This window comes from Streptomyces tibetensis (genome assembly GCF_040647715.1).
GTDB classification, from domain to species: domain Bacteria; phylum Actinomycetota; class Actinomycetes; order Streptomycetales; family Streptomycetaceae; genus Streptomyces; species Streptomyces tibetensis_A.
On the sequence record NZ_JBEZCR010000004.1, the window covers coordinates 485,804 to 509,757 of the forward strand.

Genomic DNA, 23,954 nt, shown 5'->3' on the forward strand with positions numbered 1-23,954 from the left:
CCGGTACGGACCATTCCCGAAATGCGGCTTGCGGCACGGCAACTGACTGTCTTTCTGGGAGGCGCTTTCTCGCCGATCGACCGGGGACGGGTCCCGGGGCGTCTTCCGCGGAGGTTCACATGCGTAACACTCGTGCCCTGGCGGTCGCCGGCGCAGCGGTCGCCGCCCTCGGTCTCTCCGCCCCCGCGGCCGTCGCGTGGGACACGCCGAGCAACATCACCGCCCTGCCCAGCGTGATCGCCCCCGGCGGTCAGCTGACCATCACGGTCGACGGCTGCCGGGGCGGCGGCACGGCGACCTCGAACGCGTTCTCGCCGACGCGACTCTCGCCGGTCGGCGGCGGCAAGGGCAACGAGGGCGACCGGGGCGGCGCCGGCAACGGGACCGCGCGGGGCACCGCCATCGTCAACAGCAACGCCCGCCCGGGCTCGTACGACATCACGGTCGACTGCAACGGCAGGCGGATGACCAAGCCGCACGCCTTCACCGTCATCGGCGGTGTCCGCGGCGGCATCGGCGGCAGCAGCACCACCGGTGCGACCCCGACGGACATGGCCATCGGCGGTGGTCTCGTGGCCGCGGCCCTGGTCGGCGGCGGTGTCTTCTGGATGCGCCGCCGGGCCGAGCGGCGCATCTGACTGACACGGACGCCTCGTGGGGACACTGCTTCGAGGCTGACACGGACGCTCTCGTCGTGCCGTTTCTTCGACGAGTCGCCGCCTCGCACGTGAACGCGTTTCGCCCCGGCTCCCTCTCGGGAGCCGGGGCGAAGGCCTGCCGCGGAACGGGTCAGTTCGCGTCCCCGTCGGTGCGGCGGCGTGAGAAGTGGTAGGCGACGCCGAGCGACCCGGCGATCAGTGCGGCGCCCAGACCGATCTCCTTGAGGTCGAACCCGGCGAGGGTGCCGCCCTCACCGGCGCGCACACCCTTGTCGGGGTGGCGCGTCGGGTGCCGGGTGGGGTGGTGCGGCGGCCGGCCACCCGCGATCGTCAGGCGCGCGATGCCGATCGACCTGTCGCACGCGAACTCGACCTCGTAGACGGCACCGGCTCTGGCGTCCCAGTCGACGACCACCGTCGTCCAGGACTCGTCCCGCGGGATGGTGACCGGGTCGAAGGCGGGCGAGTCGACCGTCGCCTCCCCCCGGCATGCCCGGTTGCGCGTGACGTGCAGGGTCACCTCACCCCCCGCCCTCACGGTGGAGGGCAGGATGTTGAAGCCGAAGTCGGTCCGGATCGCCGCGTCGGCGGCGGGCACACACGAGGTGAGGGCGCCGGCACCCAGCAGTACGGCCGAGGCGAGGCGTATCGCGCGCATGGAATCCTCCGGGTCCCCGAGGAGCAGCCGCGGATCTCTTCCGCGCACGTCACACATGCACCTCGATGCCCGAAACGCTAGGAAGACGCGCGCGGCGGCGCGATCGCAGTAGCGCGAATGGGGCACGGGTGTGCGCCACCCGGGGGAACACCGCCCAGGCGGCCGGGGGACGGCGACGGTGTGTCGCGCGTCCCCCGGCCCGGATCCGTGCTGTGTGGCGCGGTCAGTCCCCGACGCCCGGGAAGAGGTTCAGGAACGGGTCCGCCGAGGCGGTCACGCCCCTGCTGTAGGGGGAGTCGAAGTCCCAGATCAGGAACAGCAGAAAGGCGATCAGCGCCGAGAACAACCCGGCGAGGACCAGTTCGCGGGTGGTTCTGCGGATCTGCAGCGCGAAGATCATCCCGATGGTGATGACGGCCCCGGCGATCAGCCCGAACCACACCACCCCCGGCATGGTCTCCCCGGTCGACTCCGCCCGGGCGATCCGGGCCTGGTTCGCCGCGGTCACCTGGTCCAGCAGTGGCTGGTAGGCCTGGGCCTCGAAGTCGGTCGCCGGCTCGTAGTCGGTGACGTCCTGGCGGATCCGTTCGAACAGCTCGGCGCCGCGCGGGGTGACCTCGCCCTTGTCGGCCATGGTGTCCCACTCGGTGGTCACGACATGGCTCACGTACGTCCGGATGTCGTCCCGGATCCGGTCGCGTTCCTCGGCCGGATAGACCCGTACCCGCTCCGAGATCTCGTGCAGCGCGGTCGCCTCGGCCTGGACGTGGTCCTGTGCGGCGCTGCGCCCCTCCCAGACACCGGCGATCGCCAGGCCGAGGACGATGGCGTAGACCACGCCGATCCACATCGTCATGTACTCGATGACGTCCGGGGTCTCACTGGGGTCCTCGTCTTCGGGCGCCGCGCGGTGGCGAACGAAGGTGATGATGACCACCACGGCACAGGCGGCCAGCATCGCGAGGGTGAGAACAAGCCATTCCGGCAAGAGGTACCTCCAGGGCTTCAGGGATCAGCGCGCACGCAGCGCGGCGACGGCCACCACCGCGGGCACCGTGACGAGCAGAACGAAGGTGAGCGGCGACACCGCGCCGTTCGCCGGCCGTGGCCGCGGTGGTGCGGCGCGGTAGCGCGGGTAGTGCACGGGCTTCGCGGACGGGCCGGGCGCCGGGGTGGCCGGCGGCGGGGGAGCGGGCTCCGGTGCGGCGGGAGGGGGCGTCGGCGGCACGGGCCTCGGGGCCGGCCGCGGCGGGGGTGGTGCCGGGCGTGGCGTGGGTGGCGGGGGCGCCGGCGGCTCGGGCCTGGTCGTGGGGGTCGGCTCGGGTGGCGGGGGCTTCGGTGGGGGCGGCGGGTCCGGCGTCGGCTTCGGCGGTGGCGTCGGCTTCGGCGGCGGTGGCGGCGGTGGCGTTGGGGTCGGAGTCGGCGTCGGTGACGGGGTCGGCGTGGGTGTCGGGCACGGCCACGTCTTCTTGCTGCCGGCGTACGCCGCTGCCTCGATGCCGTCCGGCCCCGTCGAGGCGTAGGCGCAGGCGTCGGCCACCGCGACTCCGGCCGGTGCGCCGACGAGCGCCCAGGTCAGCGTCGCCGCCGCCAAGGCTCGTGTCGCAAGGGCGCGTTGAGTCGAAAGGGGTCCATGCACGACGAAGATCATGAGCCCTGTGCCGCCCGGTCGGGCCGGGATGCAAGGGGATTGCCCCGAAAGAGGGATATCCGGGCACGGCGGGTTTGATCCGCGGTCGCCCGTGGAGAGCTCGAGGCGCACCCGTGTGCGGCGTCTCGAGGCACTCGTCCCGGGTTCCGGAAAGAAATTTGGCCGACGGTTGAACACAATCGCCGTCCCCATGCGTACTCATGACCGTGCGGCGGCGCAGCAGGGCGCTGCAACACCCTTGCGATTATGGGGAGTTGACGATGAAGACCTCCTGGCGGAGCGCCTCACTCGTGGCGAGCGCCGCGGCGGTCCTGGCGCTGACGACGGCGTGCGGTCAGGACAGCCCACCGGCGGCCAGCCAGAACGTGGGCGCCACGGCCGCGCCCGGGGACTACGGAAACATCGGCTCGGGCACCGCGGGCGCGGCGGGCGGCACCGCGACGGGCCAGCCGGCGGCACCGAGCGCCTCCAGCCCGTCCAACCCCGCCGGCAAGCTGTCCGTCTCCACCGCCGAGAAGGTCGGCAAGGTGGTCACCGACAGTCTCGGCCTCACCCTGTACCGGTTCGACCAGGACACCGAGCAGCCGCCCAAGTCGAACTGCGACGGTGACTGCGCCAAGACCTGGCCGCCGGTTCCGGCCGATGACGCCGAGGCCGGCGAGGGCATCGACAAGGCGCTGCTCGGCTCGGTCACCCGGGCCGACGGCACCAAGCAGCTCACGGTCGCCGGCTGGCCCGCCTACCGCTACGCCAAGGACGTCAACGCCGGTGACGTCAAGGGTCAGGGTGTGGGCGGCAAGTGGTACGCGCTCGCCCCCGACGGCAAGAAGGCGCAGGGCGGTGCGGGGGGCGGCGGTGAAGCGGTCCAGGCCGGGCTGTCCACGCGCAAGGACCCCAAGCTCGGCGAGATCGTCGTCGACAAGAACGGCATGACCGTCTACCGGTTCAAGAAGGACGAGGCCTGGCCCAAGCCGGTCTCCAACTGCACCGGTGAGTGCCTGGCCAAGTGGCCGCTCGTGGAGCCCGTCGACTTCGCCGACACCAAGGGCATCCAGAAGAAGGGCTACATGACCTTCGACCGGACCGACGGCGAGGGCCGGCAGCAGACGATCAACTGCTCGCCCATCTACACCTTCGCCGGCGACAAGGCTCCCGGTGACACCAACGGCCAGGGCGTGGGCGGCACCTGGTACGCCGTCCGGCCCGACGGCAAGCTGGTCGGCGCGTCGGAGTAGTGGTGAAACCTCCCCAGGGTTGATCATCTCGTCCACCCAAGCGCAGACCCGGTCCACCCCTCCGTGCCCCACGGAGGGGTGGACCGTTTTGTCGTGCTTCACCTGAACTCGTCGAATTCCACGGCACTCTGCCCCTGCCGAACCGGAACGCTCCGGAATGCCCCGGACACTGTTCGTCATATGTTCGAAGGGCATGCGCGGGGGTATCAATTCGGCACGTGCCGCAGGCAGTGACCGGGAACGGATGGTCAATTTCCGTTTCGGGTCGCTCCCTTGGCGGGCGATCAGTAGCCTCTGCTCGAACACCGGATCGCCTACGCCTTGGAGAGATAGATGGAGCGTCCCGCCTGGGCCCCACGGAGCATCGACATCTCGGTGCCCAGCGTTTCCCGGATGTACGACTACTACCTGGGCGGATCGCACAACTTCGAGGTCGACCGGGAAGCGGCCCGCAGGGCCATGGAGTTCATGCCGGGGCTCCCCAAGATCATGCAGGCGAACAGGGCGTTCATGCGCCGCGCCGTGCGCTACGCGGCCGACCAGGGCATCTCCCAGTTCCTCGACATCGGCTCCGGCATCCCCACCTTCGGCAACGTCCACGAGGAGGCACAGGCCGCCCGTCCCGGCGCCCGCGTGGTCTACGTCGACCACGACCCGGTGGCCGTGGCGCACAGCCAGGCGGTCCTGGAGGGCAACGAGGACACGGGGGTCGTCGCCGCGGACCTGCGCAAGCCCCAGGAGATCCTGCGCAGCCCGGAAGTGGAGCGGCTGATCGACCTGAATCAGCCAGTGGCGCTGCTCCTCGTTGCCATACTGCACTTCGTGGAGGACGAGGACGACCCGTACGGGGCCGTGGCCGAACTGGGCGAGGCGCTCGCGCCGGGCAGCCTGCTCGTGCTCACCCACGCCTCCTACGAGGGGGTCCCGCTGCCGCCGGAGCGGGCCGGGGGCGCGGTGGACGTGTACAGGGACATCCGCAACCCGCTGATCATGCGCTCGCGCGAGGAGATCGCGCGGTTCTTCGAGGGGTACGACATGGTGGAACCCGGACTGGTGCCGCCGCCGCGCTGGCGGCCCGACACCGCACCGGAGGACGAGGATCCGTATGCGTTCTCCGGATTCGCGGGCGTGGGGCGTACGGCGTGACCGCGGAACCGGACGGGCCGGAGGACAGACTGCGCCGGTTCGCGACGATCTGGAGCCGGGCCGTCTTCCCGGTGACCTCGACGTCGTCGACCCGGACCGAGTTCGAGGCGCACCTGCTGCCCCAGGCGCGGCGGCTGAGCGAGGCACTGCTGGCCCGGACCTTCGACTCCGAGGCGGGCAGGGCCGTCGGAGCCGCCCTGGTGGACGCGCACTGCACCGACCCGGAGGCGCTCAGCCGCACCCTGGACTGCGTCGACGCCTACCTGGTCCTGTACTGCGGGGGTGACGGCGACCAGGAGGACCTGCGAGCCCGGTGTGCGCGGCTCCAGCACGCGATGGCGGCCGGTTTCGCGAGGGCGCTGCGCGAGCGGACGCTGGCGGAGCAGGAGGCCATCGCGCAGGCCGCCCTCCAGGCGCAGGGCGTGGTGGCGCAGGCCCTGCACGCGAGCGAGGCGCGTTTCCGCGCCGTCTTCGAGGGCGCGGCCATAGGAATCGGCATGGCCGACCTCGAGGGGAACATACTGCAGGTCAACGGCGCCCTGCTGCGCATGTTCGGGGTCTCCGAGCACACGTTGCGCAGCCGCAACGTCCGGGAGTGGACCCATCCCGACGACGCTCCCCAGACCTGGCGCCTCTACGACGAACTCGTCCGCGGCGAACGGGAGCACTACCACCTGGAGAAGGCGTTCTACCGCCCCGACGGAACCGTCCTGTGGACCAACCTGACGGTCTCCCTGCTGCGCGACGCCGACGGCGATCCGCAGTACCAGCTCGCCCTCATGGAGGACACCACCGAGCGGCGGCTGCTCAACCTGCGGCTGCGCTACGAGGCCACGCACGACGCGCTCACCGGGCTGCCGAACCGCACGTTCTTCTTCGAACGCCTGGAGAAGGCCCTGGGCGCCGGGGCAGGCCAGCGGTTCGGGCTGTGCTACCTGGACCTCGACGGTTTCAAGACCATCAACGACAGCCTCGGCCACGCGGCCGGCGACCGGCTGCTGGTGGAGGTCGCCGACCGGCTGCAGTCCTGCGCCACGGCACCGGGCGAGATGGTCGCGCGGCTCGGCGGTGACGAGTTCGTCGCGCTGACCACCGGGCCCGACACCCAGCGGGACGTCGACGAGCTCGCCGGGCGGATCATGAACGCACTGCTGGCGCCGATCAGTGTGGACGGCCGGGAGCTCACCGTGCGCGGCAGCATCGGCATCGTCGAGGGCCCGGCCGGGGAGCGCAGCCCGGCGGAGGTGCTGCGCAGCGCGGACATCACCATGTACCGGGCCAAGTCGGCGGGCGGCAACCGCTTCGAACTCGCCGATCCGGAGGCCGACGCCCGGGCCATCACCCGGCACGGGCTGACCACGGCGCTGCCGACGGCGCTGGAGCGGGGCGAGTTCTTCATCGAGTACCAGCCGCTGGTGCATCTCGGCGACGGCAGTGTCCGGGGCGCCGAGGCGCTGGTGCGCTGGCTGCACCCGCAGCACGGGGTGCTGGGGCCGGACCGCTTCATCCCGCTGGCCGAGCACACCGGCCTGATCGTGCCGCTGGGCCGGTGGGTGCTGGAGCAGTCGGTGCGCCAGGCTCGTGAGTGGCGGGAACTGCAGGGCGGCGCCGAGGCGGTGGGGCCGCTGCGGATCAACGTGAACCTGTCGCCGTGCCAGTTGACGCATCCCGGCCTGGTGCAGGACACGGTCGACATCCTGGAGCGCACGGGCGTCGAGCCGGACGCGCTGTGCCTGGAGGTCACGGAGTCGGCGCTGATCGGGGCGGACGACGATCTGCTCAAACCGCTGCGGCGGCTTGCGGAGATGGGTGTCGACATCGCCCTGGACGACTTCGGGACGGGCTACTCCAACCTGGCCAACCTGCGCCGGCTGCCGGTCAGCGTCCTGAAGCTGGACCGGTCCTTCACCCAGAGCATGCAGCAGTTCCCGGCGGACCCCGTCGACCTGAAGATCGTCGAGGGCATCGTCTCCCTGGCCCACAGCCTGGACCTGGCGGTGACGGTGGAAGGTGTGGAGACCGGAGCCCAGGCCGACCAACTGCGCATCCTCGGCTGCGACACGGCCCAGGGCTGGTACTACGCGAGGCCGGGCCCGCCGGAGCGGCTGCACCAGCTGGCCCTGGTGGATGCAACGGGCTGAGGGGCAACGCCGGTAAGGGGCGCGGGGAACTGCGCGAACAACCACGACGGCCCCGCACCCCCGCACGGCGCCCAGGCCCCACGACGCTCACGGCACAAGCCGCCTCACCGCTCCAGCAGCATCCGCTGCAACTCCCGAGCGGCCCGGGGCGGCGCCACGTCGCTGCGGTGGGCCAGCGCGATCGTCCGGTGCAATCCGGGCCGGGCCAGGGGCGTCACCCGCAGGCCGCGCCCCGACCGTGTCGCGACCATCCGGGGCACCACGGCGACGCCCAGCCCGGCTCGCACGAAGCCCAGCACCGCGTCCATCTCCCCGCCCTCCACGGCGAAGTCGGGTTCGAAGCCCTCGGCCCGGCACGCCGCCACGGTCAGCTCGCGCAGGTCGTACCCGTGCCGGAACATCACCAGCCGCTCACTCTCGAGATCGGAGACCCTGACGGCACGCCGTCCCTGCCCCGGCCTCGGCGCGTCCGGCGAGGAGACCACGACCAGGTCCTCCCGCAGCAGCTCCACCGTCGTCAGCGCCGGCGACGGAGTCGGCAGCGGCAGAACCACCAGCGCCAGATCCAGCGCACCGCGCGCGAGTTCCCGCACCAGGTCGTGCGATCCGCCCTCCTCGATCAGCAGCCGGATCCCCGGGTAGCGGTCGTGAAAGGCCCGCAGCACGTCCGGCAGCAGACCCGTGCACACGCTCGGCGTGGCGCCCAGCCGCACCCGGCCGCTGCGCAGCTGCACCAGCTCCTGCACCTCGTGCCGGGCCGTGTCCGCGTCGGCCAGGATGCGGCGGGCCAGCGGCAGGAGCGCCTCCCCGGCGTCCGTGAGCGTGATGTTGCCCCGGGCGCGCAGGAACAGGTCCGCGCCCAGCTCCCGCTCCAGCGCCTTGATCTGCTGCGACAGCGACGGCTGGGCGACGTGGACCAGATCGGCGGCCCGGGTGAAGTGCCGTGTCTCGGCGACGGCCACGAAGTACTGGAGCTGCTGGAACTGCATGCTCCCACCATAGCCACAGCCTATGGAGTCAAGCCGGACCATGTCTTGGACCGATCGGACGCGGATCCGTAGCGTGCTGTTCCATGGCTCTGGCAACGCGGACGGACCGGCGGCCGTCCTTCGCACGCACCGTGTGGGACTCCACCGTCGGCAAGAAGACCGTGATGGCGGTCAGTGGTCTGATCATGCTGCTTTACCTGGTCGTCCACATGATCGGAAACCTGAAGATCTTTTTCGGTGCGGGCGAGTTCAACCACTATGCCCACTGGCTGCGCACCGTCGGCGAGCCGTTCATGCACGACGAGTGGACGCTCTGGCTCGTCCGGATCGTGCTGGTCGTCGCCGTCGTTGCCCACGCCACCTCGGCGTACCAGCTCAGTCGCCGGGACATCCGGGCGCGGCCCGGCAAGTACGTGCACAGGAAGCCACGGGCGAGCTACGCGACGCGGACCATGCGCTGGGGTGGCATCATCCTCGGCCTGTTCATCGTGTGGCACATCCTCGATCTGACGACCGGCACCGTGCACTCCGGCGGCTTCCAGGAGGGCCACCCGTACCAGAACGTCGTGGACACCTTCTCCACCTGGTACGGCAATGTCGTCTACATCGTCGCGATGCTCGCGCTCGGCCTGCACGTCCGGCACGGCTTCTGGAGCGCGGCCCAGACCCTCGGCGTCGGCAGCCGCACCCGCGACCGCGCCCTGAAGACCCTCGCGAACGTCCTCGCGCTGCTGCTCACGGCCGGCTTCATCGCCGTACCCGTGGGCGTCATGACCGGAGTGGTGAGCTGACATGACCTCTTACGCGGACTACCTGACCGGCAATCCGGTCGTCGACTCCAAGGCGCCCGCCGGGCCGGTCGGCGAGCGCTGGGACAAGCGCCGTTTCGAGGCCAAGCTGGTGAACCCGGCCAATCGCCGCAAGCACACGGTGATCGTCGTGGGCACCGGCCTCGCGGGCGGCTCCGCCGGCGCGACCCTCGCCGAACAGGGCTACCACGTCGTCCAGTTCTGCTACCAGGACTCGCCGCGCCGCGCCCACTCCATCGCCGCGCAGGGCGGCATCAACGCCGCGAAGAACTACCGCAACGACGGCGACTCCGTCCACCGGCTGTTCTACGACACCGTCAAGGGCGGCGACTTCCGGGCCCGTGAGTCCAACGTCCATCGGCTCGCGCAGATCTCCGTCGAGATCATCGACCAGTGCGTGGCCCAGGGCGTGCCCTTCGCCCGCGAGTACGGCGGGCTGCTCGACACCCGCTCGTTCGGCGGCGTGCAGGTGTCGCGCACGTTCTACGCCCGCGGCCAGACGGGCCAGCAGTTGCTGCTCGGCGCCTACCAGGCCCTCAGCCGGCAGATCGCCGCCGGGAACGTCGAGATGCACCCGCGGACCGAGATGCTCGACCTGATCGTGGTCGACGGGCGGGCGCGCGGGATCGTGGCGCGGGACCTGGTCACCGGCAGGGTCGACACGTACTTCGCCGACGCGGTGGTGCTGGCGTCCGGCGGCTACGGCAACGTCTTCTACCTGTCGACGAACGCCATGAACTCCAACGCCACCGCCGTCTGGCGGGCCCACCGGCGTGGCGCGTACTTCGCCAACCCCTGCTTCACCCAGATCCACCCGACGTGCATCCCGCGCACCGGCGACCACCAGTCCAAGCTGACGCTGATGAGCGAGTCGCTGCGCAACGACGGGCGGATCTGGGTGCCGAAGGCGAAGGGTGACCAGCGGCCCCCGGACGAGATCCCCGAGGACGAACGTGACTACTACCTGGAGCGCATCTATCCGTCCTTCGGCAACCTCGTCCCCCGCGACATCGCCTCCCGCGCCGCGAAGAACGTCTGCGACGAGGGCAGGGGGGTCGGGCCCGGCGGCCAGGGCGTGTACCTGGACTTCGCCGACGCCATCGAGCGGATGGGGCGCAAGGCCGTCGAGGCCAGGTACGGCAACCTCTTCGACATGTACCAGCGGATCACCGACGAGGATCCGTACGAGGTGCCGATGCGGATCTACCCCGCCGTGCACTACACGATGGGCGGCCTGTGGGTCGACTACGACCTGCAGACCACCGTCCCCGGGCTGTTCGCGATCGGCGAGGCCAACTTCTCCGACCACGGCGCGAACCGGCTCGGCGCCTCCGCGCTGATGCAGGGACTCGCGGACGGCTACTTCGTCCTCCCCTCCACCATCAACGACTACCTGGCCCGCAACCCGCACCACGAGGCGGTGACCGAGGAACACCCCGTGGTCCAGGAGGTGCTGGCCGAAACACAGGACCGGCTCAACCTGCTGCTGTCCGTGGACGGCGACCGGACGCCGGACTCCTTCCACCGCGAAGTCGGCGAGCTCATGTGGGAGTTCTGCGGCATGGCCCGCACCGACTCGGGACTGCGCAAGGCACTGGAGCGCATCCCGCAGATCCGCGAGGAGTTCTGGCGGCGCATCAAGGTGCCCGGCACCGGCGAGGAGTTCAACCAGTCGCTGGAGAAGGCCAACCGCATCGTCGACTACCTGGAGCTCGCCGAGCTGATGTGCCTCGACGCACTGCACCGCGAGGAGTCCTGCGGCGGCCACTTCCGCGAGGAGTCCCAGACACCCGACGGCGAGGCCGCCCGCAGGGACGCGGAGTTCTCCTACGCCGCCGCCTGGGAGTTCACCGGCACCGGCGAGGCCCCCGTCCTGCACAAGGAAGACCTGGTCTTCGAGTACGTCCACCCCACCCAGCGGAGCTACGCATGAGGCTCACCCTGCGCGTCTGGCGGCAGAAGAACGCCGACGCCGACGGCACGATGTCCACGTACGAGGTGGACGGCATCTCACCCGACATGTCGTTCCTGGAGATGCTCGACACGCTCAACGAGGAGCTCATCGTCAAGGGCGAGGACCCCGTCGCCTTCGACCACGACTGCCGCGAGGGCATCTGCGGCGCGTGTTCGCTCGTCATCAACGGCGATGCGCACGGGCCCGAGCGGACCACCACCTGTCAGTTGCACATGCGCTCCTTCGAGGACGGCGACACCATCGACGTGGAGCCTTGGCGGGCGTCGGCGTTCCCGGTGATCAAGGACCTGGTCGTGGACCGGTCGGCGTTCGACCGGATCATCCAGGCCGGCGGGTACATCACCGCGCCGACCGGAGCAGCCCCCGAGGCGCATGCCACGCCGGTGCCGAAGCCGGATGCCGACCTCGCCTTCGAGCACGCGGAGTGCATCGGGTGCGGTGCGTGTGTGGCGGCTTGTCCCAACGGGGCGGCGATGCTGTTCACGTCCGCCAAGATCAACCATCTGAACGTGCTGCCGCAGGGGGCGCCCGAGCGGGAGACCCGCGTGCTGGACATGGTGGAGCAGATGGACGAGGAAGGGTTCGGGGGGTGCACGCTGGCGGGTGAGTGCGCCACCGCCTGCCCGAAGGGCATCCCGCTGATGTCCATCACCAGCATGAACAAGGAGTGGTTGCGGGCTGCGCGGAAGGTGATTCGGTAGCGCCGCGGGGGCTTCGGGGCTTCGGCAGCTGCTGGTTCGTGGTGGTTGTTCGCACAGTTTGCGCGCCCCTGAGGGCGTCGTCAGACGCCGGGATCGGCCAGCAGGGGCCCCAGTGGGTTCAGGTCCAGGTCCAGCTCGCCGCGCCGCAGGCCGGTGCTGTGCGCAGAGCCCATCAGCTCCGTCAGCTCCTCGGCGGTGCGCCGGGCCGCTTCCCCGGCACCGCACCCGGGGTGTCGCCGCTGGGTGGACGAGGCCGAGCCGCCTCGCCGCTCGTCGCCTCCGTGTTCCCTCATGGGCTCACTTCGGCCGCGTCAGCGACAGGGCGCGTGTCCGGCGAGGCCATCGGCCGCACCGGGGCGCGAGCCGTTCAACAAGCTCACACCCACTCTCTCTGCACATGACACGCGACGGTCAGGCGGTGTCGGGAGAACAGAGGCGAAGGCCCGCACGACACCGCTCAGCGCCCGCCCGCCTCGGCGAACCGGCCCGTGACCAGGAGAGAGCCATGACCGGCGTACTGACCGTCGACCGCCCCGCGCAGCCCACGGCCCCCACCCGCTACACCGTCGCCCTCGCCCGGAACGAGGAGGACGTGCGGGCCGCCCAGCGGCTGCGGCACGACGTCTTCGCCGGGGAGCTGGGCGCCCTGCTGGCCGGCCCGCAGCCGGGCCTCGACGCCGACGCGTTCGACGCGTACTGCGACCACCTGCTCGTACGGGAAGAGACGACCGGCCAGGTCGTCGGCACCTACCGGCTGCTGCCACCGGAGCGCGCGGTGGTCGCCGGACGGCTGTACTCCGAGGGCGAGTTCGACCTGAGCGCGCTCGACGGGATCCGGTCGCAGCTCGTCGAGGTCGGCCGCTCCTGCGTGCACCCCGACCACCGTGACGGCGCGGTCATCAGCCTCATCTGGGCCGGCATCGCCCGCTACATGGTCGACCGCGGCCACGAGTGGCTGGCCGGCTGCTGCTCCGTCCCGCTCGCCGACGGCGGCACCCTGGCGTCCGCCACCTGGGACCGGGTGAGCGGCCGGCACCTCTCCCCGGAGGAGTTCCGGGTCCGGCCGCTGCTGCCGTGGACGCCGGGTCCGGTGCCCGCGGCCCGCGTCGAACTGCCCGCCCTGCTGCGCGGCTACCTGCGCCTCGGTGCCTGGGTGTGCGGCGAACCGGCCCACGACCCGGACTTCGGCGTCGCCGACCTGTACGTGCTGCTTCCGATGAGCCGCGTCAACGGGCGCTACCTGCGCCACTTCCTCTCCCTCGTACCGGCCTGATGAGCGCCTGGCTGCCCACCGCGCCCTGCACGCCCGAGGCCTGTGTCCAGGCGCCGGCGGCCGTGCGGGCGCGGGATGTGCCGCGGGCCGTACTGCGGCTCGGCGCGGTCGTCCTGCTCCTCCTCGCGGGGATCGCGCTGACCCCCGTCGGCACCCGGATACCGGCGTCGCTGGTCCGGCGCTGGTGCCGGTGGATCGTACGGGCTGCAGGGGTCCGGGTCCGGGTCACCGGCGCCGCCGCCCCCACCGGGGGGCTGCTGCTGGTCGCCAACCACATCTCCTGGCTGGACATCCCGCTGCTCGCCGCCGTACGCCCCGCCCGGATGCTGGCCAAGACGGAGGTGCGGCGCTGGCCCGTCGCCGGTGCGCTGGCCGCCCGCGGCGGAACCCTGTTCATCGACCGGGACCGGCTGCGGGCCCTCCCGGACACCGTCGCCCGGATCGCCGCGGCACTGCGCGAGGGCACCGCTGTCGCGGCCTTCCCCGAGGGCAGCACCTGGTGCGGCCGGGCCCAGGGCACCTTCCACCGGGCCGTCTTCCAGGCCGCCCTGGACGCCGGGGTGCCGGTCCAGCCGGTCCGTCTCGGCTACCGGCTGGGTGACGGCAGGGCGACCACGGCCCCCGCGTACGTCGGCGAGGACACGCTGCTGGCCTCCCTGTGGCGGGTGGCCAGGTCCCGCGGCCTGATCGCGGAGGTCGAGGTCCGTGACCCCGTCCCACCGGGCGGCGGCACCGACCGCCGCGCCCTCGCCCGAGCGGCACAGCAGCAGGAGACGGCCGCACCGGCCTGGACGCACACGGTGCTGGTGGCGTAGGGACCTCAGCGAGAGCCCGTGAGGGTGCGCGCCAGATACGGGGCAGTCCGGCTCTCCGCCGAGCGCGCGACGTCGGCCGGCGGCCCCGCCGCCACGATGCGGCCTCCCTCGTCCCCGCCGCCGGGGCCGAGGTCGATCACCCAGTCCGCGCCCGCGACCACGGACATGTCGTGCTCGACGACGACCACCGTGTGCCCGGCGTCGACGAGGCCGTGCAACTGGCGCATCAGGACGTCGACGTCCGCCGGGTGCAGCCCGGTCGTGGGCTCGTCGAGGAGGTACAGCGTGTGGCCGCGCCGGCCGCGCTGCAGTTCGCTCGCCAGCTTGATGCGCTGGGCCTCACCGCCGGAGAGCTCGGTCGCGGGCTGGCCGAGGCGGAGGTAGCCCAGACCGACGTCGAGCAGGGTGGCGAGGCTGCGGGCCACCGCCGGGGTGTCCGCGAAGAACTCCGCCGCGCTCCCCACCGTCAGATCCAGCACCTGCGCGATGTTCCGCCCCCCGTACGTCACTTCCAGTGTCTCCGGGGTGTAGCGGGCCCCGCCGCAGTCCGGGCACGGCGCGTACGTGCTCGGCAGGAACAACAGCTCGACGCTGACGAACCCCTCGCCCTGGCAGGTCTCGCAGCGCCCGCCCGCCACGTTGAAGGAGAACCGTCCGACCCCGAAACCGCGCTCGCGCGCCCCCTCGGTGGCCGCGAACACCTTGCGTACGACGTCGAAGAGGCCGGTGTAGGTGGCGAGGTTGGAGCGCGGCGTGCGGCCGATCGGCTTCTGGTCGACCGAGACCAGCCGGCCCACGCCCGCCGAGTCCTCGGTGATCTCGCCGATGAGCGTGGACTTGCCGGAGCCGGACACGCCCGTGACCGCGGTGAACACGCCGAGCGGGAACTCCGCCGCCACGCCGCGCAGGTTGTGCCGGATGATCGGGCCGGTCTTCAGCCACCCGACCGCCTGGCGCACCTCCCGGGCCGGGGCGGGGGAGTGGTCGAACAGGTAGCGGGCGGTCGCCGACTCCTCGACACCCGCCAGGTCGGCCACCGGGCCGCTGTGCAGCACCCGCCCGCCGTGCTCGCCCGCGTCCGGACCCACGTCGACCAGCCAGTCGGCGGCGCGCACCACGTCCAGGTGGTGTTCCACCACGAACACCGAGTTCCCGGACGCCTTCAGCCGCTCCAGCACCGTGAGCAGCGCCTCGGTGTCCGCCGGGTGCAGTCCTGCCGACGGTTCGTCGAGGACGTAGACGACCCCGAACAGGCCCGAGCGCAGCTGGGTGGCCAGGCGCAGGCGCTGCAGTTCGCCCGCGGAGAGGGTGGGGGTCGGCCGGTCGAGGCTGAGGTAGCCGAGGCCCAGCTCCACGACCGGCGCGATACGGGACCGCAGGTCGTCGGTCAGCACCCGGGCCGCCTCCGAACTCGCGTCGGGACCGGCGGCCAGTTCCACCAGCGGCAGCGCCGCCAGCTCGGCGACGGTCCGGCCGCCGAACGTCACTGCCAGGGCCTCGGGGCGCAGCCGGCTGCCGCCGCACGCCGGGCAGGGAGCGCTGGTGAGGAACCGCTCCGCCTTGGCCCGCAGGGTGACGCTCCTGGAGTCCGAGAACGTCTTCATCACGTACCGCTGGGCGCTCATGTACGTGCCCTGGTAAGGCCGTTGGATCCGGTCGGCGTCCCGCACGGGGTGCACCGTGACGACCGGCTGCTCGTCCGTGAACAGGATCCACTCCCGCTCGCCCGCGGGCAGCTCCCGCCACGGCCGGTCCACGTCGTGACCGAGCGCGTCGAGGATGTCCCGCAGGTTCTTGCCCTGCCAGGCACCCGGCCACGCGGCGATCGCCCCGTCCCGGATCGACAGCGACGGGTCGGGGACCAGCAGCTCCTCGCTCGTGCGGTGCACCCGCCCGAGCCCGTGGCACTCCGGGCAGGCCCCTGCCGCCGTGTTGGGCGAGAAGGCGTCGGAGTCGAGCCGCTCGGCGCCGGGAGGATAGGTGCCGGCCCGGGAGAACAGCATGCGCAGGGAGTTGGACAGGTTGGTGACGGTGCCGACGGAGGAGCGCGAGGTGGGCGACGCCCGGCGCTGCTGGAGCGAGACCGCCGGGGGCAGGCCCGTGATCTCCCCGACCTTCGGCGCGCCGACCTGGTGGATCAGCCGGCGCGCGTACGGCGCCACCGACTCGAAGTAGCGCCGCTGCGCCTCCGCGTAGATCGTGCCGAACGCCAGCGACGACTTGCCCGAGCCGGACACGCCGGTGAACACGGCCAGCACGTCCCGGGGGATGTCGACGTCGACACCCCGGAGGTTGTGCTCCCGGGCTCCGCGGACACGGACGTACGGGTCATGGGGGTCGCGGTCGTGCATGGGAGACGACTCTAACCGGACTGACCGGAGGTGATCGCGGCCAGCCGCCGGTAGGAGTCGAGCAGGGCCTCACGGTCGTACGTGCTGGTCGTGACGAGGACCTCCTGGGCGCCCGTCTCCTTCAGCAGCGTCTCCAGCTCGTGCACCACCTGCTCCTCGGTGCCGGCGATGTGGCCGCTCAGGCCGGACTCGTAGAAGCCGCGCTCCTTGGCGGTCATGGTGAGCGATGCCACGCGCTCGGCGGGCGGCAGGGGCGGGAAGGTGCCGTGGGTGCGGGAGTGCGCCATGGACCAGGCCTCCGGAATCAGCAGCCGCCGGGCCTCCTCGGGAGTGCCGGCCACGGCGATCGTGCCCGAGACGACGACGTAGGGCTCCGCGGCCCAGAGGGAGGGGCGGAAGCGGTCGCGGTAGTGGTCGATGCCGCGCCGCATCTTCTCGCGGTTCCTGAGGTCGCCGATGACCATGGGCAGACCCGCGCGGGCGGCGATGCCTGCGCCCTCGCCCATGGCCAGGACGAACGGCGGCACGCTCAGGCCCTCGGCGGGCCGGGCGTGGACACCGGTGGGGGAGGCGCCCCGGAACCAGCCGAGCAGCTCCGCGAGCTGGGCCTCGAAGTCGTCGGCGTCGCCCTTGTCGCGGCCCAGGGCCCGCCGCACCCCGTCCGTGAAGCCGACCGACCGGCCCAGCCCCATGTCGATCCGCCCGGGGAAGAGGGACTCCAGCACGCCGAACTGCTCGGCCACGACCAGCGGCCGGTGGTTGGGCAGCATCACCCCGCCGGTGCCGACCCGGATCGTCCGGGTCGCGCCCGCGACGGCCGCGGCCAGCACGGTCGGCGCGGAGCCGGCGACTCCGGGCACGCCGTGGTGCTCGGAGACCCAGACGCGGTGGTAGCCGAGCCGCTCGAGCTCCTGTGCCAGCCGCACGGTGTCGCGCAGCGCCTCGGGGTGGGTGTGCCCCTCGCGGGTGCGGGAGCGGTCGAGGACGGACAGGCGCACGGGATCCATACCAGGTTCTACGCCGGGCGGCCCCGCCGGTATTCCGCCGTCCCGCCTGGACCGCCGGCGGACCGGCCACGGCGCGCGGGCCCCGCCGGTGTTCCGCCGTCCCGCGTGGACCGCCGGTGGGCCGTCGCCGGAAAACAGGGTGACCGCGTCCTGGCACGTCAGGACAATGTTCCGGTACCTCATAGCGAAAGGCGGCCGACCGTGACCGTCCCCAACGTCCTGCTCTCCGGCATCGTCGGATCGACCGCCTACGGCCTGGCCCGCCCGGGCTCCGACATCGACCGCCTCGGCCTGTTCGCCGCGCCGACCGAAGAGCTGCACGGTCTGCGCCGGCCGAAGGAGTCCCACGTCAGCACAGCCCCGGACCGGACCCTGCACGAGGCCGCCAAGTGGTGCCGGCTGGCCCTCGGCGGCAACCCGACCGCGATGGAGCTGGTGTGGCTCCCGGACGACCTGTACGAGGTGCGCACCCCGCTCGGCGACGAACTCATCGGCATCCGTTCGGCGTTCCTGAGCGCCAAGCGCGTCCGGGACGCCTATCTCGGTTACGCCACCCAGCAGTTCCGGCGGCTGGAGGCGCGCGGTGACGGTTCGTTCTCCGCCGACACCCGTAAGCGCACGGCCAAGCACGCCCGGCATCTCAAGCGGCTGTGCGGGCAGGGCCTGGAGCTGTACACCACCGGGCGGTTGACGATCCGCGTCGAGAACCCGGACGAGTACCACGCCTTCGGCGAGCGCGTCGCCGCAGACCCCAGCGCCGCCCTGCCCCTGCTCCGGCATTACGAGGCCGCCTTCGACGCGGGGCCCACGGCACTGCCGGACGAGCCCGACGACGCGCCGGTCGAGGCCTGGCTGCGCCGGGTCCGGGCGCACTTCTGGGCGGAGCGGGCGTGCTCAGCCGTCGAGGCGTAGCAGACCGCGTTCGTAGGCCCTGACGAGGTTCTGCGGTACGAGGTGACGAGCGCCGTCCACAGTGACGGGGACCAGCGTCGGCGTGGCGGCCTTCCACTGGGCGCGACGGTGACGGGTGTTGCTGCGGGACGTCTTCCGCTTGGGGACGGCCATGGGACTCCTCCTCGGTGATCAGGCACCGAGACGCTACATGAAAATGGATCCCATTAACAATACGGTTCCGGGTCTCAGCCACTCTCACCCTTCGCGGACCGCTTAGGCTGACGGCGTGAGCGACGACCGCAGCAAGGCCCCGCTGGCCGTGTTCGACCTGGACAACACCCTCGCCGACACCACGCACCGGCAGGGGTTCCTGCAGCGCAGGCCGAAGGACTGGGACGGGTTCTTCTCGGCGGCGCCGCAGGACCCGCCCGTCCCGGAGGGCCTGGCGCTGGTCCGGGAGCATGCGCGCGAGTGCGAGATCCTCTACCTCACCGGGCGGCCGGAGCGCTGCCGGCGCGACACGCTCGACTGGCTCGCCGCCCAGGGGCTGCCCGAGGGGCGCGTGTACATGCGGCGGGACGCCGACCGGCGGCCCGCCCGCTTCACCAAGCTGGAGATCCTGCGGCGGCTCGCCCGCACCCGCGAGGTCCGCGTCCTCGTCGACGACGACGAACTGGTCTGCGCCGACGCCCGCCGCGCGGGCTTCACCGTCGTACGGGCCGACTGGGTGACCCGGTCCGCCGAGATGAAGGCGGCGCAGGAGCGCGAAGGGCGCACCTGAGACCGCCTGCCGGGGGAGAGCCCGCGCCCCCGCCCCTCTACTCCGACTCGTCCAGCCGGAAGCCGACCTTCAGGCCCACCTGCCAGTGCGCGATGTTCCCGTCCTCGAGCTGGCCGCGCACCTGCGTCACCTCGAACCAGTCCAGGTTGCGCAGCGTCTGCGAGGCCCGGTCGATGCCGTTGCGGATGGCCTGGTCGACACCGTCCGGTGAGGTGCCGACGATCTCCGTGACCCGGTAGGTGTGGTTCGACATGCCGCAGCTCCTCTTCCAGTGACGTGCCGGTGACGGGAATGTCACGCGTCATTCCACCGTGCCCCAGGCGGCGGCGAAGCGCGAGACGTCGTCTCCCGCCGTCGCCGCCGCTCCGGGCTCACCGGTTCAGCGCGCCACGCTCAGCGACAGCGCGAAGCGGCCCGCGCCGTCCGTCCACCAGTGCGTCAGGTCCAGGCCCGCCGCCGACAGTTCGGCGCGCACGCCCTCCTGCCGGAACTTCGCCGACACCTCGGTCCGCATCTCCTCACCCGCGGCGAAGTCGACGGCGAGGTCGAGCGCCGGCACCTTCACCGTCTGTGCCGTACGCGAGCGCAGCCGCATCTCGATCCACTCGTGCCCGGCGTCCCACACCGCGACATGGTCGAACGCGTTGGGCTCGAAGTCGCCGCCCAGCTCGCGGTTGATCACGGTCAGGACGTTCTTGTTGAACGCGGCGGTCACCCCGGCCCCGTCGTCGTACGCCCTGACCAGCACCTCCTCGTCCTTGACCAGGTCCGTGCCCAGCAGCAGGGCGTCGCCCGGAGCGAGCAGGGCGCGTACGGACGCCAGGAAGGCGGCGCGCTCGGCGGGCAGCAGATTGCCGATCGTGCCGCCGAGGAACGCCACCAGCCGGGGCCCGGGCGTGTCCGGCAGGGTCAGTTCCGCGGTGAAGTCGGCGATCAGCGCGTGGACGTCCAGGCCCGGCCGCTCGGCGGCGAGGGCCTGTCCGGCCTGGTCGAGGGCACTCTCGCTGACGTCGACCGGGACGTAGGTGTGCAGGTCGGTGAGGGCGTCGAGCAGATGCCGGGTCTTCTCCGAGGAGCCGGAGCCGAGCTCGACCAGGGTGCGGGCCCGGGTCGCGGCGGCGATGTCGCCGGAACGCGCCAGGAGGATCTCCCGCTCCGCGCGCGTGGGGTAGTACTCCGGCAGTTCCGTGATCTCCTCGAACAGGTCGCTGCCGTGGGCGTCGTAGAACCACTTCGGTGGCAGCGACTTGGGGCGGCCGGTCAGACCCCGGTGGACGTCGGCGCGCAGCGCGGCGTCCGTGGCGTCCTCGGGGAGGGTGCGGGTCAGACGGAACGGGCTCACGTACGGGGCTCCTTCGCGGGTGCGGGCAGGGAGGTGTCGGCCGGCTCCTTCAGCGGCGTGAGCAGCACGTCGGTGCGGCTCGCCACGAGCAGGGTGCGGTCGGGGACCTCCTGCCAGTGCGGATCGTCGTCGTAGGGCTCGGAGGCCACGACGGTGCCGCCGCCGTGCCGGGCGAGGTACCAGAGGGCGTCGCCCCAGGCGGTCGCGGCGATGGTGTCGCCGTTGGTGAGGAGGAGGTTGAGCCGGGAGCCGGGGGCTGCGGCGGCGACCTCCAGGACCGTGTCGGCCATGGCCTGGCCCTCTTCGTCGCCGCCTCGCAGCCGGGCCAGGACCAGCGCCCACACGAGCGCCGAGTCGTTGCGGGCCTCCAGGGACAGCAGCTCCTCGTGCGGCAGCGTCCGGGACACCGCGGCCAGCGAGCCGGGCCAGCCCTGTACCGCCCCGTTGTGGCTGAACAGCCAGCTTCCCGCGGCGAAGGGGGCCGCCGCGGCCTCCGCGTCCGCGCCCGACAGGGTCGCGTCCCGCACCGCGGCCAGCACCGCCGTGGACCGTACGACCCGGGCGAGATCGGCGAACGACAGGTCCGCCCAGATCGGCCCGGCCCGGCGGTAGCGGGCCGGAACCGGGTCGCCCTCGGCGTACCAGCCCACCCCGAAACCGTCGGCGTTGACCGTCCCGTACCTCTGGTGCCGCGGCGCCCACGACTGCCGGTACAGCCCGTGCGGGGGCTCCACCAGGATCCTGCCCAGCACCTCCTGTGGCCCCACGTACGCCACATGACGGCACATCAGGCGTCCTCCGACCTGGCGGTACGGAACCCGGAGAAGATCTGCCGCCGGATCGGGTAGTCCCAGTTGCGGAAGGTGCCCCGGCAGGCCACCGCGTCCACCGCGAACGAACCGCCGCGCAGCACCTTGTACTCGGGCCCGAAGAAGACCTCCGAGTACTCCTTGTACGGGAACGCCTTGAACCCGGGGTACGGCAGGAAGTCGCTCGCCGTCCACTCCCACACGTCGCCGATCAGCTGCCGTACGCCGAGCGGCGACTCACCGGCCGGGTAGCTCCCGGCGGGTGCCGGACGCAGGTGCCGCTGGCCGAGGTTGGCGTGCTCGGGTCCCGGGTCGGCGTCGCCCCACGGGTAGCGCATCGAGCGGTCGCCGGCCGGGTCGTGCCGGGCGGCCTTCTCCCACTCGGCCTCCGTGGGCAGTCGGCGTCCCGCCCAGCGGGCGTAGGCGTCGGCCTCGTACCAGGACACGTGCACCACGGGCTCGTCCGCCGGTACGACCTCGGTGACACCGAACCGGCGCCTGAGGAACTGCTTCCCGTCGCGCCGCCAGAACAGCGGCGCGTGGATCCCGTACTCACGGATGTGCGCCCAGCCGTCGGCCGTCCACCACCGCCGGTTGTCGTAGCCGCCGTCCTCGATGAACGCCTGGTAGGCGCCGTTGGTCACCGGCGTGGTGTCGATGTGGAAGGGTGCCACCTCGCGCCGGTGCGCGGGGCGTTCGTTGTCCAGGGCCCACGGCTCGCCCGAGGTGCCCATCGTGAACGGGCCGCCGGGAACCAGGACTTCGGACGGGCCGGTGAACAACGGCGCCGGCTCCGGGTCGGGGGCCGTCAGGGCCGGCGGGCCGGTGCGCAGCTGATGGGTGATCAGCATCGTCTCGTCGTGCTGCTGTTCGTGCTGCGCGATCATCCCGAAGGCGAACCCGGCCTCCGTCAGCCGCGTCCCGTGGAACGCGTGCCGCTCCAGCACGTCCAGCGCCCTCGCGCGCACGTCGGCCGCGTAGGTGCGGGCCTCGGCCGGTGAGAGCAGGGGCAGCCTGGGCCGCTCGGCGCGGGGGTGCTCGAAGGCGTCGTAGAGGCCGTCTATCTCGGGCCGTATCGCCTCGTGCCCGGCGACGGCCCGCAGCAGCCACTGCTCCTCCTGGTTGCCGATGTGTGCGAGGTCCCACACCAGCGGCGACATCAGCGGCGAGTGCTGTGCGGTCAGGTCGGGATCCTCCACGCAGCTCGTCAGCAGGGTGGTGCGGTCGCGGGCCACGATCAGGGAGGCGACCGCCCGCTCACGGAGCACCTCGGGGTCGACGGCGTGGGCGTCGACAGCGGAATCGGTGTCGGTCATGGGCGAAGGTCCTTCCCGTGGGCGCGACCGTCCGCGCCGCGCTGTCGGTCGAGCAGGTCGTCGGCGGGGCAGCGGCCCAGGACGACGTAGCGGTCCAGATAGGCCGTGACGGCCTCGATGACCTCGGGGGCGGCGCCGAGCCGGGGCAGGGCGTCCAGCGCGGTCGTGAAGCACGTGACGGCCACCTCGCGCAGTTCCGCGTCGGCCAGACCGCCGCGGGCCGCGTCGAGCCACAGCGGATTGTGCGGCGCCGGCAGCCCCAGCGTCCGCTCGGTCAGTGGCTTCACGGCCCGGTAGGCGGTCTCGGCGGCCTCCGGGTCGTCGAACAGCGCCGCCGTCACGGCCAGCGGCACGATCCAGCCGTCGTCCCCGGGCTGCGCGTCGATCATGCGCAGCTCGAGATGGCCGCGCGGCCTGACCGGAGGGAACAGTGTCGTGACGTGGTAGTCGAGATCCTCCCAGGTGAGCGGCCGGGGCGCGCCCGTGCGGATCCAGTCCCGGAAGGTCAGCCCCTCGGGGACGTCCCAGGGGCCGCTCTCCCGCCGTACGCACATCACGGGGGAGTCCAGGACGTGCCGGGCCCAGGCGCCGCGCGGGTCGGTGTCCAGCCGTGGTCCGCCCGCCCGGCCGGCGCCGATCCGGGTCCACGTCAGCTGCCGGGTCGACAGCCAGCCGGTCGGCCGGTTGCCGGCGAGCGGAGAGTTGGCGAACGCGGCCACCAGGACCGCGCCCAGATGGTGGGCCAGCCACCAGCGCCGCACCAGGCCGAGCGGCCCGGGCTCCTCGTGGCCGGCGTCCACGCACACCTGCACGGAGGCGGACGTGCACATCATGGAGCGGCCGGCGGGACCCGTACGGTCCAGGCACGCCTCCATGGCGTCGTAGCGCGGTTCCCGCAGGAAGCGGCGGGGTTCGTGCCAGGGATCCTGGCCGAGGCCGACGAGGGCGAGGCCGTCGTCGCGCAACACCGCGCGGACGGCGTCGAGGTCGGCGGAGACGGTACCGATGACTTCCGTCAGCGAGGCGGCGGGGAGCGAGCTCAGCTCCAGCTGGCCGCCGGGTTCCACGGTGAGCGCCGACTTCAGGGGAACCGTACGCAGTGCGGCGTAGGCCGCTTCCAGTCGTTCGGGTGTGACGGGGAGCTGCGGTGCGCGCAGCTCGTGGACGAGCCATTCCACCTCGACACCGAGGCGGCGTGGTGGGCCGGTCTTGAAACAGATGCCGCGGACGCGAGCCTCGACCTCGGCTTCGGACAACGACGTACGTGGCCGGATACAGCCACTTACCGAATCGGACATGTCGGGATCCTCCTGAGATTCCACCATGCCACCGGTCCGGGCTCTTCGGCGGCCCGGGCCGGGATCACCCGTCCACCCAAGACGCTCACGCCGCTCGGCACAAG

At 72.1% G+C, this 23,954-nt stretch carries 25 protein-coding genes; 12 read left to right on the forward strand and 13 right to left on the reverse strand.

Annotated elements, in window-relative coordinates; translation table 11 throughout:
- The first annotated feature begins 119 nt into the window (after window positions 1–119).
- On the forward strand, window positions 120–638 hold the full coding sequence (locus AB0B29_RS13750) for a hypothetical protein (RefSeq protein ID WP_362238252.1): 519 nt from the start codon (window positions 120–122) through the stop codon (window positions 636–638).
- A gap of 151 nt (window positions 639–789) precedes the next feature.
- On the opposite strand, the gene AB0B29_RS13755 is transcribed toward AB0B29_RS13750, so the two are convergent.
- The 3 genes from AB0B29_RS13755 to AB0B29_RS13765 all read right to left on the reverse strand — a co-directional run bounded on the left by AB0B29_RS13755 (window position 790) and on the right by AB0B29_RS13765 (window position 2,461).
- Window positions 790–1,317: a hypothetical protein gene (locus AB0B29_RS13755; RefSeq protein ID WP_362238254.1), complete on the reverse strand. Its 528-nt coding sequence runs from the start codon at window positions 1,315–1,317 to the stop codon at window positions 790–792.
- Between the two features lie 223 nt (window positions 1,318–1,540).
- Window positions 1,541–2,275, reverse strand: a complete 735-nt coding sequence (locus AB0B29_RS13760; RefSeq protein WP_031110465.1) for a DUF4239 domain-containing protein — start codon at window positions 2,273–2,275, stop codon at window positions 1,541–1,543.
- A gap of 54 nt (window positions 2,276–2,329) precedes the next feature.
- The gene (locus AB0B29_RS13765) at window positions 2,330–2,461 is read right to left on the reverse strand and encodes a hypothetical protein (protein WP_362238257.1); all 132 of its coding nucleotides are present in this window, start codon (window positions 2,459–2,461) and stop codon (window positions 2,330–2,332) included.
- A gap of 127 nt (window positions 2,462–2,588) precedes the next feature.
- Between AB0B29_RS13765 and AB0B29_RS13770 the strand changes: the two genes are divergently transcribed.
- The 4 genes from AB0B29_RS13770 to AB0B29_RS13785 all read left to right on the forward strand — a co-directional run bounded on the left by AB0B29_RS13770 (window position 2,589) and on the right by AB0B29_RS13785 (window position 7,490).
- Window positions 2,589–2,840 carry a hypothetical protein gene (locus tag AB0B29_RS13770; RefSeq protein WP_362238260.1) on the forward strand — a complete coding sequence of 84 codons (252 nt, stop codon included), beginning with the start codon at window positions 2,589–2,591 and terminating at the stop codon, window positions 2,838–2,840.
- Between the two features lie 388 nt (window positions 2,841–3,228).
- On the forward strand, window positions 3,229–4,203 hold the full coding sequence (locus AB0B29_RS13775) for an SCO0930 family lipoprotein (protein ID WP_362238262.1): 975 nt from the start codon (window positions 3,229–3,231) through the stop codon (window positions 4,201–4,203).
- Window positions 4,204–4,536: 333 nt separating this feature from the next.
- Entirely contained in the window at window positions 4,537–5,349 is an 813-nt protein-coding gene (locus AB0B29_RS13780; RefSeq protein WP_362238265.1) for an SAM-dependent methyltransferase, read from the forward strand.
- Window positions 5,346–7,490: a putative bifunctional diguanylate cyclase/phosphodiesterase gene (locus AB0B29_RS13785; protein ID WP_362238268.1), complete on the forward strand. Its 2,145-nt coding sequence runs from the start codon at window positions 5,346–5,348 to the stop codon at window positions 7,488–7,490. The genes AB0B29_RS13780 and AB0B29_RS13785 overlap by 4 nt, the downstream gene beginning before the upstream one ends.
- Window positions 7,491–7,594: 104 nt before the next feature.
- Here the strand turns inward: AB0B29_RS13785 and AB0B29_RS13790 are convergent, their stop codons facing one another.
- On the reverse strand, window positions 7,595–8,479 hold the full coding sequence (locus AB0B29_RS13790) for a LysR family transcriptional regulator (RefSeq protein ID WP_362238270.1): 885 nt from the start codon (window positions 8,477–8,479) through the stop codon (window positions 7,595–7,597).
- 83 nt (window positions 8,480–8,562) lie between these two features.
- Here AB0B29_RS13790 and AB0B29_RS13795 point away from each other — a divergent pair, with 83 nt between their 5' ends.
- Genes AB0B29_RS13795 through AB0B29_RS13805 form a run of 3 tightly spaced genes read left to right on the forward strand, consistent with a single transcriptional unit; the run spans window position 8,563 to window position 11,964 of the window.
- Window positions 8,563–9,270 carry a succinate dehydrogenase gene (locus AB0B29_RS13795; protein WP_362238273.1) on the forward strand — a complete coding sequence of 236 codons (708 nt, stop codon included), beginning with the start codon at window positions 8,563–8,565 and terminating at the stop codon, window positions 9,268–9,270.
- A gap of 1 nt (window position 9,271) precedes the next feature.
- Complete coding sequence (locus AB0B29_RS13800; protein WP_362238275.1) at window positions 9,272–11,221, forward strand: fumarate reductase/succinate dehydrogenase flavoprotein subunit; 1,950 nt, start codon at window positions 9,272–9,274, stop codon at window positions 11,219–11,221.
- Window positions 11,218–11,964 (forward strand): succinate dehydrogenase/fumarate reductase iron-sulfur subunit, encoded by a 747-nt coding sequence (locus AB0B29_RS13805; RefSeq protein WP_362238278.1) that lies wholly within the window; start codon window positions 11,218–11,220, stop codon window positions 11,962–11,964. Before AB0B29_RS13800 ends, AB0B29_RS13805 begins: the two co-directional genes overlap by 4 nt.
- 80 nt (window positions 11,965–12,044) lie before the next feature.
- Here the strand turns inward: AB0B29_RS13805 and AB0B29_RS13810 are convergent, their stop codons facing one another.
- Window positions 12,045–12,257: a hypothetical protein gene (locus AB0B29_RS13810; RefSeq protein ID WP_362238281.1), complete on the reverse strand. Its 213-nt coding sequence runs from the start codon at window positions 12,255–12,257 to the stop codon at window positions 12,045–12,047.
- A gap of 212 nt (window positions 12,258–12,469) precedes the next feature.
- On the opposite strand from AB0B29_RS13810, the gene AB0B29_RS13815 reads away from it, so the two are divergent.
- On the forward strand, window positions 12,470–13,237 hold the full coding sequence (locus AB0B29_RS13815) for a GNAT family N-acetyltransferase (protein ID WP_362238284.1): 768 nt from the start codon (window positions 12,470–12,472) through the stop codon (window positions 13,235–13,237).
- Window positions 13,237–14,052 carry a lysophospholipid acyltransferase family protein gene (locus tag AB0B29_RS13820; RefSeq protein ID WP_362238286.1) on the forward strand — a complete coding sequence of 272 codons (816 nt, stop codon included), beginning with the start codon at window positions 13,237–13,239 and terminating at the stop codon, window positions 14,050–14,052. The genes AB0B29_RS13815 and AB0B29_RS13820 overlap by 1 nt, the downstream gene beginning before the upstream one ends.
- Before the next feature lie 5 nt (window positions 14,053–14,057).
- Here the strand turns inward: AB0B29_RS13820 and AB0B29_RS13825 are convergent, their stop codons facing one another.
- Window positions 14,058–16,403, reverse strand: coding sequence for an excinuclease ABC subunit UvrA (locus tag AB0B29_RS13825; protein WP_362238289.1), 2,346 nt, complete (start codon window positions 16,401–16,403; stop codon window positions 14,058–14,060).
- Between the two features lie 11 nt (window positions 16,404–16,414).
- Window positions 16,415–17,410 (reverse strand): LLM class flavin-dependent oxidoreductase, encoded by a 996-nt coding sequence (locus AB0B29_RS13830; RefSeq protein WP_362238292.1) that lies wholly within the window; start codon window positions 17,408–17,410, stop codon window positions 16,415–16,417.
- A 201-nt stretch (window positions 17,411–17,611) separates the two neighbouring features.
- On the opposite strand from AB0B29_RS13830, the gene AB0B29_RS13835 reads away from it, so the two are divergent.
- A complete protein-coding gene (locus AB0B29_RS13835) occupies window positions 17,612–18,322 on the forward strand; it encodes a nucleotidyltransferase domain-containing protein (protein ID WP_362238295.1) in 711 nt (236 codons plus the stop codon).
- Here AB0B29_RS13835 and rpmF read toward each other — a convergent pair.
- Window positions 18,305–18,475 (reverse strand): 50S ribosomal protein L32, encoded by a 171-nt coding sequence (rpmF, locus tag AB0B29_RS13840; RefSeq protein WP_362238298.1) that lies wholly within the window; start codon window positions 18,473–18,475, stop codon window positions 18,305–18,307. The two genes, AB0B29_RS13835 and rpmF, sit on opposite strands and share 18 nt — an antisense overlap.
- A 115-nt stretch (window positions 18,476–18,590) precedes the next feature.
- On the opposite strand from rpmF, the gene AB0B29_RS13845 reads away from it, so the two are divergent.
- Window positions 18,591–19,085, forward strand: a complete 495-nt coding sequence (locus AB0B29_RS13845; RefSeq protein ID WP_362238300.1) for an LNS2 domain-containing protein — start codon at window positions 18,591–18,593, stop codon at window positions 19,083–19,085.
- Between the two features lie 37 nt (window positions 19,086–19,122).
- On the opposite strand, the gene AB0B29_RS13850 is transcribed toward AB0B29_RS13845, so the two are convergent.
- The 5 genes from AB0B29_RS13850 to egtA form a co-directional block, all read right to left on the reverse strand.
- Window positions 19,123–19,338 carry a dodecin gene (locus AB0B29_RS13850; RefSeq protein WP_362238303.1) on the reverse strand — a complete coding sequence of 72 codons (216 nt, stop codon included), beginning with the start codon at window positions 19,336–19,338 and terminating at the stop codon, window positions 19,123–19,125.
- Window positions 19,339–19,464: 126 nt separating this feature from the next.
- Complete coding sequence (gene egtD, locus AB0B29_RS13855) at window positions 19,465–20,427, reverse strand: L-histidine N(alpha)-methyltransferase (RefSeq protein ID WP_362238306.1); 963 nt, start codon at window positions 20,425–20,427, stop codon at window positions 19,465–19,467.
- Window positions 20,424–21,215: an ergothioneine biosynthesis protein EgtC gene (egtC, locus tag AB0B29_RS13860; protein ID WP_362238309.1), complete on the reverse strand. Its 792-nt coding sequence runs from the start codon at window positions 21,213–21,215 to the stop codon at window positions 20,424–20,426. Before egtC ends, egtD begins: the two co-directional genes overlap by 4 nt.
- Entirely contained in the window at window positions 21,215–22,552 is a 1,338-nt protein-coding gene (egtB, locus tag AB0B29_RS13865; RefSeq protein WP_362238312.1) for an ergothioneine biosynthesis protein EgtB, read from the reverse strand. The genes egtC and egtB overlap by 1 nt, the downstream gene beginning before the upstream one ends.
- The gene (gene egtA / locus AB0B29_RS13870; protein ID WP_362238315.1) at window positions 22,549–23,850 is read right to left on the reverse strand and encodes an ergothioneine biosynthesis glutamate--cysteine ligase EgtA; all 1,302 of its coding nucleotides are present in this window, start codon (window positions 23,848–23,850) and stop codon (window positions 22,549–22,551) included. Before egtA ends, egtB begins: the two co-directional genes overlap by 4 nt.
- Window positions 23,851–23,954: the final 104 nt, after the last annotated feature.